Annotated in this window: 16 protein-coding genes and 1 pseudogene; 5 read left to right on the forward strand and 12 right to left on the reverse strand. The window is 71.1% G+C overall.

Going from position 1 to position 13579, the window contains the following annotated elements; all coding sequences use genetic code 11:
• Positions 1-89: 89 nt before the first annotated feature.
• Positions 90-1262 carry a serine hydrolase domain-containing protein gene (locus ACZ3KP_RS31415; protein ID WP_467503545.1) on the reverse strand — a complete coding sequence of 391 codons (1173 nt, stop codon included), beginning with the start codon at positions 1260-1262 and terminating at the stop codon, positions 90-92.
• 36 nt (positions 1263-1298) lie between these two features.
• Complete coding sequence (locus ACZ3KP_RS31420; RefSeq protein ID WP_467503546.1) at positions 1299-2060, reverse strand: SDR family oxidoreductase; 762 nt, start codon at positions 2058-2060, stop codon at positions 1299-1301.
• Between the two features lie 104 nt (positions 2061-2164).
• Between ACZ3KP_RS31420 and ACZ3KP_RS31425 the strand changes: the two genes are divergently transcribed.
• On the forward strand, positions 2165-3013 hold the full coding sequence (locus ACZ3KP_RS31425) for a LysR family transcriptional regulator (protein WP_467503548.1): 849 nt from the start codon (positions 2165-2167) through the stop codon (positions 3011-3013).
• 77 nt (positions 3014-3090) lie between these two features.
• Here ACZ3KP_RS31425 and ACZ3KP_RS31430 read toward each other — a convergent pair whose 3' ends face one another.
• Positions 3091-5010 carry an N-acetylmuramoyl-L-alanine amidase gene (locus ACZ3KP_RS31430; RefSeq protein ID WP_467503550.1) on the reverse strand — a complete coding sequence of 640 codons (1920 nt, stop codon included), beginning with the start codon at positions 5008-5010 and terminating at the stop codon, positions 3091-3093.
• Between the two features lie 188 nt (positions 5011-5198).
• Here ACZ3KP_RS31430 and ACZ3KP_RS31435 point away from each other — a divergent pair, with 188 nt between their 5' ends.
• Positions 5199-5744, forward strand: a complete 546-nt coding sequence (locus tag ACZ3KP_RS31435; RefSeq protein WP_467503552.1) for a hypothetical protein — start codon at positions 5199-5201, stop codon at positions 5742-5744.
• Between the two features lie 46 nt (positions 5745-5790).
• Positions 5791-6327, forward strand: a complete 537-nt coding sequence (locus tag ACZ3KP_RS31440; protein ID WP_467503554.1) for a hypothetical protein — start codon at positions 5791-5793, stop codon at positions 6325-6327.
• A 39-nt stretch (positions 6328-6366) separates the two neighbouring features.
• Here the strand turns inward: ACZ3KP_RS31440 and ACZ3KP_RS31445 are convergent, their stop codons facing one another.
• Positions 6367-7005, reverse strand: a complete 639-nt coding sequence (locus ACZ3KP_RS31445) for a class I SAM-dependent DNA methyltransferase (protein ID WP_467503556.1) — start codon at positions 7003-7005, stop codon at positions 6367-6369.
• Between ACZ3KP_RS31445 and ACZ3KP_RS31450 the strand changes: the two genes are divergently transcribed.
• Positions 7004-7351 carry a hypothetical protein gene (locus ACZ3KP_RS31450; RefSeq protein ID WP_467503557.1) on the forward strand — a complete coding sequence of 116 codons (348 nt, stop codon included), beginning with the start codon at positions 7004-7006 and terminating at the stop codon, positions 7349-7351. The genes ACZ3KP_RS31445 and ACZ3KP_RS31450 overlap by 2 nt on opposite strands.
• A gap of 362 nt (positions 7352-7713) precedes the next feature.
• On the opposite strand, the gene ACZ3KP_RS31455 is transcribed toward ACZ3KP_RS31450, so the two are convergent.
• From ACZ3KP_RS31455 to ACZ3KP_RS31470, 4 genes and pseudogenes are all read right to left on the reverse strand, one after another.
• Positions 7714-8031, reverse strand: a complete 318-nt coding sequence (locus ACZ3KP_RS31455) for an EthD family reductase (protein WP_467503559.1) — start codon at positions 8029-8031, stop codon at positions 7714-7716.
• Positions 8028-8591 (reverse strand): dihydrofolate reductase family protein, encoded by a 564-nt coding sequence (locus ACZ3KP_RS31460; protein ID WP_467503561.1) that lies wholly within the window; start codon positions 8589-8591, stop codon positions 8028-8030. Before ACZ3KP_RS31460 ends, ACZ3KP_RS31455 begins: the two co-directional genes overlap by 4 nt.
• A gap of 62 nt (positions 8592-8653) precedes the next feature.
• A complete protein-coding gene (locus ACZ3KP_RS31465; protein ID WP_467503563.1) occupies positions 8654-9592 on the reverse strand; it encodes a sigma-70 family RNA polymerase sigma factor in 939 nt (312 codons plus the stop codon).
• Positions 9593-9739: 147 nt separating this feature from the next.
• Positions 9740-10066 (reverse strand): annotated as a pseudogene (locus ACZ3KP_RS31470) (cytidine/deoxycytidylate deaminase family protein); the annotation flags it as partial.
• Positions 10067-10072: 6 nt separating this feature from the next.
• Here ACZ3KP_RS31470 and ACZ3KP_RS31475 point away from each other — a divergent pair.
• On the forward strand, positions 10073-10459 hold the full coding sequence (locus ACZ3KP_RS31475) for a hypothetical protein (RefSeq protein ID WP_467503869.1): 387 nt from the start codon (positions 10073-10075) through the stop codon (positions 10457-10459).
• 43 nt (positions 10460-10502) lie between these two features.
• Here the strand turns inward: ACZ3KP_RS31475 and tgmC are convergent, their stop codons facing one another.
• From tgmC to ACZ3KP_RS31495, 4 genes are read right to left on the reverse strand one after another with little or no spacing between them, the layout of a single operon-like run.
• On the reverse strand, positions 10503-11705 hold the full coding sequence (gene tgmC / locus ACZ3KP_RS31480) for an ATP-grasp peptide maturase system methyltransferase (protein WP_467503565.1): 1203 nt from the start codon (positions 11703-11705) through the stop codon (positions 10503-10505).
• Positions 11689-12696 (reverse strand): ATP-grasp ribosomal peptide maturase, encoded by a 1008-nt coding sequence (gene tgmB, locus ACZ3KP_RS31485; RefSeq protein ID WP_467503567.1) that lies wholly within the window; start codon positions 12694-12696, stop codon positions 11689-11691. Before tgmB ends, tgmC begins: the two co-directional genes overlap by 17 nt.
• A gap of 3 nt (positions 12697-12699) precedes the next feature.
• The gene (locus ACZ3KP_RS31490) at positions 12700-12966 is read right to left on the reverse strand and encodes a putative ATP-grasp-modified RiPP (RefSeq protein ID WP_467503569.1); all 267 of its coding nucleotides are present in this window, start codon (positions 12964-12966) and stop codon (positions 12700-12702) included.
• 43 nt (positions 12967-13009) lie between these two features.
• Positions 13010-13501 carry a hypothetical protein gene (locus ACZ3KP_RS31495; RefSeq protein ID WP_467503571.1) on the reverse strand — a complete coding sequence of 164 codons (492 nt, stop codon included), beginning with the start codon at positions 13499-13501 and terminating at the stop codon, positions 13010-13012.
• Positions 13502-13579: the final 78 nt, after the last annotated feature.

The following is a 13579-nucleotide window of genomic DNA, read 5'->3' on the forward strand; positions in this document are numbered from 1 at the left end:
CGGTCGCGAGGGTGTCCAGGTTGTTCGTCACACAACGATCTTGGACACCCTCGTTTACGTCTCTACAGGCACCCCTTGGAATAGATCATCTAGGCCAGCGCAGCCCGTACCGCGTCGACGAGCGAGGTCGCGCGGGGGTCCTCGGCGCCCTCGACGATGCTGTTCATGACGTAACCGAAGGCGACGCCGTGCTCGGGGTCGGCGAAACCCAACGAGCCGCCCCGGCCGGGATGGCCGAAGGCGCTCGGACCGGTCAGGGGGTTCGTCTCCACGGGCAGCATGTAACCGGAGGCGAAGCGGACCGGGAACATGATGACCTTGTCCGTCCCGGCGGCCTGCTCCGCGGTCGCCGCCGCCAGCGTCCCGGGGCTGAACAGCCGTACCCCGTCCACCTCCCCGACCAGCGCGGCGTACATCCGGGCGAGGCCGCGCGCGGTGCAGATCCCGTTGGACGCGGGGATCTCGGCGGCCTGTACCTCGGCCGAGTTGAAGTCGATCTCGGCGGGGTCGGTGAGGGCGAACGCCCGGTTGCTCAGCGACCGCGGATCCTGCAGCGCCGCGACGAACTCGCGCGCCTCCGGCGGCACGGCGTCCAGCGGTACGGTGCTCAGGTCGACCTCCGGTTTCGGGTACACCATCCGGCTGACCCGCGCCCGTTCGGCCGCCGGCAGCCCGATGAAGAAGTCCAGCCCGAGCGGCCCGGCGACCTCCTCCGCGAAGAACCGGCCGGGCGTACGGCCGGACACCCGCCGGATCACCTCCCCGACCAGCCACCCGAAGGTCCGCCCGTGGTAGCCGTGCGCGGTCCCCGGTTCCCACTGCGGCCGTTGCCCGGCCAGCGCGGCCACCATCGCGTCCCACCCGAGCGCGTCGCCGAGCGGCACCGGCCGGTCCAGCGTGACCAGCCCGGCTCGGTGCGACAGCAACCACCGCACCGGAATGTCCGCCTTGCCGTTCGCCGCGAACTCGGGCCAGTACGCCGCCACCGGTGCGTCGAGGTCCAACTCACCCCGCTGGGCGAGCAGATGAGCGGCGGTGGCGGTGGCTCCCTTGGTCGCGGAGTACACGAGCTGCAAGGTGTCCCGCTCCCAGGGCCGCCCGGTACCGGGATCGGCGACCCCGCCCCACAGGTCCACCACCGGCCGCCCGTCCCGGTACACGCACACGGCTGCCCCGACATCCCCGCGCTGCTCGAAGTTGGCGGCGAACGCCTCCCGTACACCCTCGAACCCGGCTGCGACTTCCCCGTGGATCAGCGTCATGCCCACATCATGACAGCGGGGCGGCCTCCCGCGTCGTCACCAGGGCAGCTCCCCCTCGTCGTCGAAGTAGCCGCCGGTCGGGCCGTCGTCCGGCAGGGTGGCGAGCCGGACCGCGATCGCCGCGCCCTGTTCCGGGGTGCGCACGCCGTGGAAACCGTTGAGGTCGGTCGCGCAGTAGCCCGGGCAGGCCGCGTTGATCAGGATGTTCGTGCCGGCCAGCTCCTTGGCGTACTGCACGGTCACGGCGTTGAGGAACGTCTTCGACGGCGCGTAGGCCACCGAGATCGGGCCCGTCTCCGCGCCCGGGGTGGACTGCCGGGTGAGCGAGCCGACGCTGCTGGACATGTTCACGATCCGCGGCGACGCCGAGCGGCGCAGCAACGGCAGCATCGCGTTGGTGACCCGGATGACGCCGATGACGTTGGTCTCCACCGCCGCCCGTACCGTCGCGACGTCGACCGTGGTGGGCAACTGCTGCGGGCCGCCGGTGATCCCGGCGTTGTTCACCAGCACGTCGAGCCGTCCGGCGCGCTCCTCGACCAGCGCGGCGGCGGCGGCCACGCTCGCGTCGTCGGTCACGTCCAGCGGCACGCCGAACGCGTCCACGCCCGCCGCCCGCAGCTTGGCCACGGCACCCTCGCGCGCCTCCTCGCTCCGGGCACCGACCCCGACCCGCCAGCCGAGGGCGCCGAGGCCCGCGGCGATCTCGTATCCGATCCCCTTGTTCGCACCGGTCACCAGCGCGACCGTCTGTCCGTCTGCCTGTCCGCCGGTCTGTCCATCGGTCTGTTCGTTCATGCCGTCGATCCTGGTCCCGGCAGCCCCGGCCCGGCCAACACCGATCGGGTGGCCGGCGATACCCACCGGGTATCGATCCCGGCCGGCCGCAGTAGCATGGCGAGGTGGAGACGCGTGAGCTGCGCTATTTCGTGGCCGTCGCCGAGGAACTGCACTTCGGCAGGGCCGCCGAGCGGCTCGGCATCGCCCAGCCCCCGCTGTCCCGGGCGATCGGCCTGCTGGAACGGCGCCTCGGCGCGACCCTGCTGGAACGCACCAGCCGCGCGGTCACCCTGACCGACGCCGGTTCGGTGCTCCTGCGGGAGGCCCGCGCCGCCCTGGACGCCGTGGCGGCGGCCGAGCGCCGCACCCGCCGCGCCGCTCTCGCCGCCACCGGCCACCCCGGCGTGGTCCTCGCCACCAAGGCGGGCGCCTCCGGCGAACTCCTGGCGAAACTCCTCGACGCCTACGCCGCCGAACCCGACGCGGTCACCGTCGACCTCCTCCTGTGCGGCATCGGTGAACAGGAGCACATGCTGCGCGACGGCCGCGCCGACGTCGCCCTGCTGCACCTGCCGTTCGACTCCACGGCGGGCCTCGACACCGAGGAACTGCTGACGGAGAACCAGGTCCTGGTCCTCCCCGCCGGGCACCCCCTCACCACCCGCCCGCACGTCCGGCTGGCCGACGCCACCGACCTGCCCGGCCTGCCGCTGCCCCGCTGGCCCCGCCCGGACGGCACCTACCCCGACGGCCCCGGCCCCCAGGCCCGCGACCACGCCCAGCTGCACCAGCTGATCGCACTCGGCCGCGCCTGCTGGGTGGCGCCGGAGTCCTGCCGTACCCAACTGCGCGAGGACCTCGCGACCGTACCCGTTCTGGACGCGCCACCCGTCACCACCGTGATCGCCTGGCCCCCGCACAGCAGGTCGAGGGCGGTCGCCGGACTCGTCAGGGCCGCGACGGCGCTCTGAGCCCGGGACACGAGCGGTGCCCAGGAGGCAGAACCCCCTGGGCGCAAGTTGCTCTGTCTGCCGTCAGCCGTCAGCCGTCAGTCGTCCGTGGCCGTGACGTCCGAGGCGTACACGAGCGCCACCCGGTGGTTGTACTGGATGGTGTACATCGCCTTCGCCCCGGTGACGACCGTGCCGCTGGAGGGGAAGAAGTCGTCCGTCAGGGACGGCGCCACGGTGGCCACGTAGGCCTGACCGGCCGGGACGGTGTACATGCTGAGCGGCGCCTGCGTCGACGGCGAAAGCCCCGCCGGGTACTCGGCGGCGTCCGGGTAGCTGGACCCGTACACCGCCACCGGGGCCGTACCGGCCGCCGAGATCACCTTCACCCCGTGCGCGGGCGCGGTGTTGCAGCCGTGCGGGTTGTAGAACCACACCTTCGCGCCGCTGTACCAGACGGCCGTCCAGTCACCGTCCTGGTCGGCGACCACGAACTGCTGCCCGGCCGCCGCCGTGCTGCCCCAGTCGTTGATGCGGTCGGTACCGGCCGCGCCCGGGTGCAGCGCCTGGTCCCCGAAGAGCGGAGCGGTGTCGCTGGGCTCGGTGCGCAGGTAGACGAAGTTCGACGGCTGCTGCGTCTCGGTGCACGCGGTGGTGGCGCCGGTCGGGTCGTCGGAGGGGCAGATCTGCACGGTCTGCAGGTTCTCGTGGAACCGGGGCGCGATGGTGACCACCGAGCCGACCGGGCCGACGCCGTGCCACCCGGTGTGCACCCCGAGCAGGCTCATGAAGTGGTTCCAGTCCCACGACGGGCCCGGATCCCAGTGCATGCTGGAGACGAGCGACGACTTCGGACCGACGACGTTGTCGTGCCCGAGGATGTGCTGCCGGTCCAGCGGTATGCCGAACCGGTCGGCGAGGTACCGCACCAACTCGGCCGTGGCCTCGTACTGCGCCTCGGTGTACCAGGCGCCGCCGTGCGCGGCGTACCCCTCGTGCTCGATACCGATCGAGTGCATGTTGGTCGAGTAGTTGCCCGCCTGGAAGGCGAGGTCCTTCGTCGGCACCATCTGCGTCACCGCGCCGTCGGAGGACCGCATGACGTAGTGCGCCGAGTTACCGCCCGGCTGCTGGAACAGGTTGATCGCGGTGTCGTACGACGTCTCGGTGTCGTGGATGACGATGCTGTCGATGCGGATGCCGTTGGCGGGGCGGTTGGACACCTGGCCGTTGGACGCCGCCGCCGGGACGAAGGTGCACGCGACGGTGGCGGGGCACTCGGTGTCCGTGGTCACCGCGGCCTTCAGGTGCAGGCCGGCCAACTGCCCGGTGTCCGGCCGGACACCGCTGTCGGCGGCCAGCCGCACCCGCTCTCCGTCGGCCGTGGTGCGCGCCGCACCCGCCTTGATGGTGGCGAACACCCGCCCGGCGAAGGCCGCAGCGCCCTGCTGTCGCCCGGACTGGCTGTAACGGGCCACGGCCGCGTACCAGTCGCCGGGATCCGCGGAGACGGCACCGGTGGCGGCCTTCTGGTACGAGGCGAGCAGCGCGGCACCGCCGCGGATGTTGGCCGCCGGGTCGCCGCGCAACTCCGCCGCCGACAGACCGGTCAGCCCGGCGGCGGCCCGCAGGGTGTGCAGGCCCGGATCGGCGGCCAGCTTCGCCAACTCCCCCCGCCCCGCCGCCCCCGCGCCGCCCCCGGCCATCATCGCCGGGGTGACGTCCGTGAGGTGCATCGGCCCGTACCCGCCGTCCGTGCTGTACGCCCCGGCGTGCGTGTCCCAGGCCGACTCCTGGTACGCCACCGCGAGCAGCACCTGACGGGGCACGTGGTAGGCGTCGGCGGCGGCGTCGAACTCCCCTTGCAGGCCGGTGCTCCCGGCCACGACACCACCGGCGGCCAACGCCGGCACCGGCACGGCCGCCGCACCCGCGACGACGAGCGCGGCGACGGCGGTCAGCACGGCCGAACGGTGGCGTCGCGACGTGTCCTCGCGTCTGGATTTGCTTGAGCTCATAAAGGGTCCCCGGACCTCAGCGGAAACAACTGGTCCAGCGAAAGACGTATGTGACGAGGCATCGGTTCATCTACCGGGCTGGGCTGGACAGGTTCCAGCCCAGCCCGCACACGGCCCGTCGTCCCGGTTTTGGTCTGCTCGCGATCTCGCACACCGCTATGTCAGTGGCACCGGCTACGTTGCTGGGCATGACAAGTTGGATCGACTGCGGCGTCATGGCCTGGGTGGACGAACAGCCGTACCGGGAAGATGAAACCGTCCTGGTCTACTTCAAGGGAACCAGCCTGGCCGCCATGGCCGAAGGCCTCTCCGCGCTGCAGCGACCGCCGTTCGCCCACGGCACCGACACGGCTCCCGGCGACTGGGGCGTGATCGTGCACCACATGTTCAACCGCGACGACTACGACGAGATCGACTACCGCGAACTGTGCCCTGAGGGCGCTGAGCTGATGGTGTTCGTGCCCAATCCGTGCGTTGCCAAGGCCCACGGACCCAAGGCGTACCACTACAAGGACGGCCGGATATCGTCCTGCATCGACTACGAAGACCCCGAATACGTCGGAGAGTACTGGCCCAACAAGATGGCTCCCCTCATCTCGGCGGCCGGCCTGGACCCTCGGAGCGAGAATCGTGAGGAGCAGCTGACCCAGCTGATCTGTGACCATCTGGGACTGCCCGCACTGGATCGCGACGCCATTTCGGTGGACCGTGGCCTGGTGGCCTCCTTGTACTAGGAGGTCTGTGCACTCCGGGCGTCGCCGACCGACACAGAGGTTCTCCATGGCATTCCTCACCGAGTACACCGTCACCGCAAGCCCCGACCGTCGCATTGTCGAGGTCTACGACGCCGACGCGTACCTCGGTGACGGGGCAGCCTTGAAAGCCGCGGAAGTACAGGTGGTGGCGGGCAACGGCTACCACCTGTACCTGCTCAGCGGTCAGCCCGACATCGACGTGAAGGTCACCGTCCGCATCTGGGACACACCCCCCGAGCCCCCCGCCGAGGCCGAGGGCCACACTCCGGTCACCATCGAGTCCGAGACCGGCATCCTCGTCGTGAACCAGTTGACCCGGGGACCGGCCGGTGAGATGACCTTGCCCCGCCCGGGCGTTTACGAGGGCTACGCGTGGTGGGCCGGACGCGAAGCGGCCTCCGTCTACTACGACGAGATCCTGGCCGGCATCACCGACGACTGGACCCCGGAGCAGATCCGGCAGGCCTGGACCGAGTGCACCGCCGACGAACGCTACGTCCTCGAGCTTGCCTTCACCCGGGCACCCGAACCGGACGACGAGGACGACGAGGACGACGACTGACCGCCGCCCGATGCAGCACACGTGGGGCGACTGCGGAGGTCAACGTGCGGAGCGGAGGCGGGTCAGCACATGGGCGTCGAGGAAGCCGCGTTCCGAGGCCGGGTCGTGGATGAGCCGGGCGAACGTGTCGAGCCCGGCCCCGGCCAGCAACTCGGCGAAGCGGTCCACCGGCCAGCTGTAGGCAGGCGTCACCTTGTGGTCGAAGCGGACCGGTTCCGGTCCGTCGGTCGCGAAGAACGAGACCAGGAGCAGACCACCGGGGTCCAGGACACGTGCCTGTTCGGCGAGCAGCGCGGGCAGTTCCCCGGGCGGGGTGTGGATCATCGAATAGTGGGCCAGCACCCCGCCGAGCGCGCCGTCCTCGACGGGCAGGGCCTCCATCCGCGCCTCGTCGAACCGCAGCGCCGGATGGGACCGCCGGGCGTGCGCGACCATGCCCGGGGACAGGTCGAACCCGCAGGCGTCGAGCCCCAGGTCGTGCAGCATGGCCGTCAGATGCCCCGGCCCGCATCCGACGTCGGCCACCCGCAGGTTCCCTGTCGCGCGCACCAACTCGGCGAAGGAGCTGATCATGTTGCGCGCGAACGGACGCCCCTCCAACTTGTCGGCGAACAGCGACGCGTACAGCTCGACGACCCCGTCGTAGGCCGCCCTGGTCTCATCCTGGTGCTGCGTCATGAGCAGGAAAGCTAACACCCTTACAGAACAACGTAGTTGTGAGCGCCTGTTCGGCGCCGTCGCCGTCGAACTCCACGACCCGCGGCACCCGGCATCCCAGTACGCACGCGAGTACAAGAAGGCCGTCGCCGCGCGGCTCGCCGACACCGCCCGTGAAGCCGGCGCCGCCGACCCCGAACAGCTCGGCGAACACCTCGCGCTGCTCCTCGACGGCGCCGCGGCCCGCACCCGGGTCCTCGATGCCGACGCCTTCCCCACCGCCGCCGCCATCGCCGCCGTCCTCATCGACAACGCCATCCCCGCCACGGCGGGCGACGACCGGCCACGGGAGGATGTGCCACGTTGACGTGGCACGCCGCGGCCGGACCGGACACACTGCCGGTCGCGCGGCCGCACCCGCCGGTACGCGACACCGGCTGCCCGGCACCGGGCCGCACCTGCGGGCTGTCACGGAACTGGCCGCCCGCCCGCTGAGGACGGCAGCAGAATCCGTTCGACCGGCGGCACGTCAGCGGCGACTGATCGCACAAGCCCCTCCGCGCGGACGAACGACGACCGCTGCGAACCGGAGACCTGCCACCCCTCGCGCCGGCCCGAAACGAAGGCGGACAGCCAGTCCACTCGCGACGCTCGGGCAAGCAGACGTCTTCGAAAGGGGAGACGCGGACCATCCAGTGAGCCGCGCTCCCCAGTTGCGCGTTCGCGCCCCTACAGCACGCTCTCGTCGACCGTGTAGATCATGCTGCGGACCGGGGTGAGCTCCTGGAGTCGGGCCGAATCGGCTGCGGCAGCGCGCCCTGCGGAGGAGGCAAAGGCTGCACGTAGTTCCTCCATCGTGTCCCATTCCAATTCGGCGACCAGGTAGTACGGTTCGCCGCCGCGGACGGCGACCGCGTCGCGCCCGAGCGTGTAGCAGCGCAGCCCCGGGAGTCGGCGTACGAGCGGGAGGTGGACTTCGCGGTAGTGGCGGTCGAATGCTGCGGGGTCGGCCGGCGTCTCGTACAAGACGATGAAGCGGGCGGTCAACGGGTGGCCCTGCGATAGCGGGTGAGGACGGCGGGACCGACCTGTTGCGCCGACAGGCACTCCAGCTCCGCGTGAGGGCCGCCCGCGGGGAAGAGCCGGTCGCCGGTGCCGAGGACGGTGGGGAAGGTCAGCAGCCGGTATTCGTCGATCAGGTCCTCGGCCATCAGCTGGCGCACGATGCTGAGGCTGCCGATGACGACCACATCGCGCGCTTCCTGCTTGACGGCGTCGATGACGTCGCCTTCCAGGATCCGCGAGTTCGCCCACGCCGCGGTGTCCGTGCCGCTCGGCGTGCGGGAGGCGACCAGTTTCGGGGCGGCGTTCATGCGTGCGGCGAACGGGCCCTCACGTCCGGGCCACAGGCGGGAAAAGATCTGCCAGGTCGTGCGGCCGAACAGCAGCACGCCGTCGTCCAGCGTGCGGCCGAGCCGGAACTTGTCCCCGTCGACGGCTTCGCGGCCGTGCCGCAGCGCCCAGCCGCCCAGCGGCGTCCCCTCCGAACCGGTGGGGTCGGACATGATCCCGTCTACGGTGACGAACCCGATCACGATGATGCTCACAGCGATGTTCCTCTCGCTCAGGTCGAATGCTCACCGGTACATACCGGCGCCGCCCATCCGACTCATCGCTCCGGTGCGAAATCCCCGGCAGGAATGTGCCGCGGCAGCTCGAAGACGTCGAAGACGCCCGGATCGGCGAAGACGACGTTGTGCGCCACCAGGCCGCCGGTGACGGTGAGCACCTGCAGGGTGTGCAGCCGGTGCCCGCCGCCGGGTTCCGGCGCGTACGCCGCCAGCGCAGGCTGCCCGTTCGCCGAGAGCTCCCGCACAGCCCAGCCGGTGCCGCGCGTCCGGAAGACGCGCTCCAGGAACCGGCCGTAGTCGGTGCTGCCCCGGTACCACAGCGCAACCGGCGGCATCTCCAGGATCGCGTCCTCGGCCAGCAACCGCACCAGTGCGGGCACATCGGCGGCCTCGAACGCCCGCACATACCGCTGCACCACCGCCCGCACCCCGGGATCGTCCGGCTCACGCACCACATCCGGACCGCCCGCGCCCGCGAGGGCGGCACGAGCGCGCTGCAGCGCGCTGTTGACCGCCGCCACCGTGGTTCCCAGCTGTTCGGCGACCTCGGCCGCAGTGAACCCCAGCACCTCCCGCAGCACCAGCACTGCACGCTGCCGGGCCGGAAGCACCTGCACCGCAGCCACCCACGCCAGGCGCAGGTCAGCCCGCGCCTGGACATCCAGCCGCGCATCAGGAAACGGCTCCAGCCAGGGGACATCGAGCGCCGGCGTCAGCGCAGCCTCCGGATCGTCGCTTGGCGCACCCAGCCCACACGGCAGAGGGCGCCGACCACGCCCCTCCAGCGCGCTCAGGCACGCGTTCGTTGCGATCCGGTACAGCCAGGTACGCACCGACGCGCGCGCGGGGTCATACCGATCCCGGGCCTTCCAGGCGCGCAACAGTGTCTCCTGAACCACATCCTCGGCCTCGTGGAACGAGCCCAGCATCCGGTAACAGAACGCGAGTAGCTCACCCCGGTACGACTCGAAGTCCACCGGCCCATGATGCCGTACGCCGCTCTCAGCCCGACATCCAATTCAGTCCGCCCAGATCAGCGTGCTGCGCACGACCAACTTCGCTGTCGAAGGACAGTGGTCAAGGCCATTGAGAGGCTGCAATGAGTCACCAAACCGATCGAAACTTCAGAGCTTGGGTTCTACGGGAAAGGGGAGCTTGTCCGCCCAGCTGGCCAGGGCCGCCGCCGCGATCTCCCGGGCCTCTCCGCCAACTGCCGTTTCCTTGAGCAGGGTCCGCTCCGCGTTGGGGACGCTCAGTTCACGGTAGTACTGGAGGTCCTCGAATCCGTTGACCCCGACGTCGTGACTGGTGGCGGCATAGACGGGCCGTGAGACGCGGGCCCAGTAGCAGGCCACCAGGCACATGGGGCACGGCTCGCTGCTGGAGTACATCACGGCGTCTTCCATGAGGTGGCGGCCGAGCTTGCCGCCCGCGGCCCGCAGGGCCATGACCTCGGCATGCGCGGTCGGGTCACGGAGTTCGACGACCGAGCTGGTCCCGGTGGCGACCGCACCGACCTCACACCTCGCGAACGGCTCCTCGCCGCCTTCGACGTTCCCCCCGACTCCCCTCTGTGCCCCTACATCGCCGTCGCCGTCGAACTCCACGACCCGCGGCACCCGGCATCCCAGTACGCATGCGAGTACAAGAAGGCGGTCGCCGCGCGGCTCGCCGACACCGCCCGTGAAGCCGGCGCCGCCGACCCCGAACAGCTCGGCGAACACCTCGCGCTGCTCCTCGACGGCGTCGCGGCCCGCACCCGGGTCCTCGATGCCGACGCCTTCCCCACCGCCGCCGTCCTCATCGACAACGCCATCCCCGCCACGGCGGGCGGCGACCGGTGACGGGAGGATGTGGCCACATCGTCGGGGCAACCGTCAGTGCGACTCACAGCCTGGGCACCTCAAGACCGCACATCCGCGGATGCACCAGCCGCCGCTCACCCCCGCACACCCGGAGACGGAACTGCTCGGGCCCAGGCCGCCCCGCGGAGTCGAAGGCGGCCACGACCTCCTCCACGCGCTCCCACAGCCGCACCGGCCCCGCCTCCCGCACCTCCCACCCGCCGTCGTCGCCCGGCGTCAGCGAAGCGGCGGAGCCATGGACGACGTCGACCAGGTGCACGACCCCGCCCACGGTGGTCATCTGGGCGTCCGGCACCGCGCACTGGGCGAGGAAGCGCAGGTGAAACGCCTCCGGACCGGCGGCCGAGATCCGCTCGGGCCCGTACCGCGCCGCCCGGCCCCGCTCCGGCAGTCCTGCGGCCCAGTGGGCGGGGTTCCCGAAGGCCGGAGCCGCCTGCGCCCGGACCGACATGAAGGAGACGGTGCCGGGCAGCAGCGGCCCCTCGGCCGTGCCGTCCCCGGCGACGGTGAGGAGCACGCGCGCGTACCCGTACAACCACCCCGACAGCGTGAGCAGGATCTTCCCGCCCGGCCGGGTCTGCGCGACGAGCGCGTCCGGCACGGAACGGAAGGAGCAGGCGGCCACGATCCGGTCGAAGCGGGCCTCGGGCCAGTAGCCGTACAGCCCGTCCGCCACGGCCAGGGTCGGCGTGTAACCGCAGCCGTACAGCGCGTCCGCCGCCACCGCCAGCCGGCGCGGATCGACCTCGATGCTCGTCACGTCGGCGGACCCGAGGCGCTCGCAGGCCAGCGCGGTGGAGTAACCGCTGCCGGTGCCGATCTCCAACACCGTGTGCCCGTCCTCCAAGTCGGCATCGGCCCACATCCGCAGGACCAGGGACGGCAAGGTCGAGGACGAGGTCGGCGCCCCGCCGTGCCGGACCCCGGGCGCGGTCCAGTCCGGCTCCTCGTCGTCGAACTGGGTGATCAGCGTGGCGTCGGAATACGCGGCGGCAAGCCACTTCCCGGGGTCGAGTTCGGCAGTGACGGGCTCCCACACCGTGAGCCCGTGCTCGTCGGACTTCCCGGTGGCGAGGTAGAAGCCGGGCACGAACCGATGCCGGGGCACCTCCGCAACGGCCGCCAGCCACCGCAGATCACCCACCGAGCCGTCCCGCGCGAGCCCCTCCGCCATCTCCCGCCGCAGCCGAACGGCATCGACCTCGACGTCACTTCGCGTCGTCACGGCCCTCTCCTTCCTCCCCGCTCAGGATGTCGGCGAACGCGGCGGCGATGGCCGGCGCGTCCGGAAGCCACCCCCACTGCCCGTTCGGATTGCACTCGATCGCCCACCAGTCCTCGGGAGCCGTCCCCTCACCGGTGAGCGCGAAGTCGAAACAACCGAAGACCAGCCCGAACGAGGCCAGATAGCCGTGCAGAGCGGCCCGCACCGTCCCCGGGACCTCGACGGGGGTGTGCACCAGCCGCCCCCAGTCACCCCGCCGCCAGTCCAACGCACCGTCCGGCGTGGTGATCCGCTGCGCGAACACCCGACGCCCGACCACGGTGACCCGTACGTCCCCGCTCTTGGGCACCTCGGCCTGAAAGAGGTGCGCGGTCACCGAGACGGAGTCGTCCAGCGCGTCGGCGTCGATCAGCTGGGCCCAGATCGCCCCGGCCCGCCCGTCGGTCCCCTCCGGCAGCCCCCGGAACGACTTGTAGACGACCCGCCCGTGTTCGACGGCGAACCTCCGTGCCTCCGTCACGTCATTGGTGACGAGGGTCGCCGGAACACGCAGACCCAGCGCGGCGAACCTCTGCAACTGGACGGGCTTGAAGTCGGCGCGGGCCACGGCGGCCGGGTGATTGACGTACAGCGCACGACTCAGGCCGTTCAGCACGCCGCCGAGCCCATGACGTGCCTCGGCGGCGGCGAACTCCCGTGCCTGCTTGGGCAGTCGACCGAAGCGGGCGGCGTACGGGGTGGGGCGACGCCAGTAGACCGCGGTCACGGCCGCCACCTCCACCTCCCGACTGGCGGTACGCAACCACCCGCCCCACACCGACTCGCCCGACCCCGCCTCGCAGTGACCGAGCCGGAACCCGAAACCGAGGTCCGGCCCGACATCCCCCGGATCCACGCGCACGACGTTGGCACCACGCTCATTCAGGGCCTCGACGACCCGATCCGCGGTGACGTCCTCCAGCGCGGTGAGCACGAGAACAGTGGCTCCCACGGCTCAGTCCGACTCGTAGTCGGTCGTGTTGTCGTCCTGAGTCTGCGGCTGGGGCTGCTGCCCGTCCCCACCACCGGAGACCGACGCCGTCCCCGTCGTCCGCGACGTCCCGTGCTTGCCCATCTCGACCACCCGACCGCAGGCGTCCGCGTACACGGCGGTCTGCGAGACGCCATCCAGCACGACGGACGCGTACGCGGGAGGCCCGACAGGCAGGCGGTCGGTCACCAACCTCAGGGCCCAGGGCACCTGAACTGCCGTTTTCGACATAGCTTTGCTCACCGTTTCGTTCGAGGTTCTCAGCGGCGGAATGTCAGGCTTCCGAGCGAGCGGCCAGCCGTGACCGCCCCCTCTTGACCAGGGACATGAGGGAACGCGGGGTGCACAGGTCACCCTCGTAGCGCGGCGGCGCAAGCCAGTAGGTGCCGGGCGGCTGCTGCCGATCGAGGCGCGGTACGCCGAGATAGGTGCCGCGCCCCAGGCATGTGGCGACGTCGTCGTACGCCCAGGCCAGGCCGGCGTGCCCCTGAATCAGGGCGTAGTACGTGCCGCCCGTGGCACGCCGGTCGTAGATGATCGAGCCGCCCAGTAAGAGGCCGAGGCAGACGGCGACGTGGTCCGGGTCGCTCGAATCCACGGCGGCGTGCACCTCCTCGGCCGCCATGCGCACGGCCGCGAACCGATCTCCGAGCGGCAGCAGGGCGACGCCGTGGGCCGCCCACTCGTGCCAGGCCTGCGCAGGTGTCGGATGGGCTCGCGCGAGCCATTCGGCGATCGCTCTGTCCAAGGACTCTTGCGTGTCCACAACTGCCTCCTGTTCTGGGGACGCCACAAAGCGTCCAGTAACCGAGCGCCCGTTACAAGGACTTGAAAAGGCCGTCAA

Source organism: Streptomyces sp. NPDC020958 (assembly GCF_055562175.1).

What these genes read in the sequence shown, in the direction of transcription:
- ACZ3KP_RS31445 (WP_467503556.1), bottom strand. Translation starts at nt 7,005, where the DNA reads ATGACGCAGCACCAGGATGAGACCAGGGCGGCCTACGACGGGGTCGTC.
- ACZ3KP_RS31475 (WP_467503869.1), top strand. Translation starts at nt 10,073, where the DNA reads ATGCGCGGTCGGGTCACGGAGTTCGACGACCGAGCTGGTCCCGGTGGC.
- ACZ3KP_RS31440 (WP_467503554.1), top strand. Translation starts at nt 5,791, where the DNA reads ATGGCATTCCTCACCGAGTACACCGTCACCGCAAGCCCCGACCGTCGC.
- ACZ3KP_RS31420 (WP_467503546.1), bottom strand. Translation starts at nt 2,060, where the DNA reads ATGAACGAACAGACCGATGGACAGACCGGCGGACAGGCAGACGGACAG.
- ACZ3KP_RS31490 (WP_467503569.1), bottom strand. Translation starts at nt 12,966, where the DNA reads ATGTCGAAAACGGCAGTTCAGGTGCCCTGGGCCCTGAGGTTGGTGACC.
- ACZ3KP_RS31430 (WP_467503550.1), bottom strand. Translation starts at nt 5,010, where the DNA reads ATGAGCTCAAGCAAATCCAGACGCGAGGACACGTCGCGACGCCACCGT.
- ACZ3KP_RS31435 (WP_467503552.1), top strand. Translation starts at nt 5,199, where the DNA reads ATGACAAGTTGGATCGACTGCGGCGTCATGGCCTGGGTGGACGAACAG.
- ACZ3KP_RS31450 (WP_467503557.1), top strand. Translation starts at nt 7,004, where the DNA reads ATGAGCAGGAAAGCTAACACCCTTACAGAACAACGTAGTTGTGAGCGC.
- ACZ3KP_RS31415 (WP_467503545.1), bottom strand. Translation starts at nt 1,262, where the DNA reads ATGACGCTGATCCACGGGGAAGTCGCAGCCGGGTTCGAGGGTGTACGG.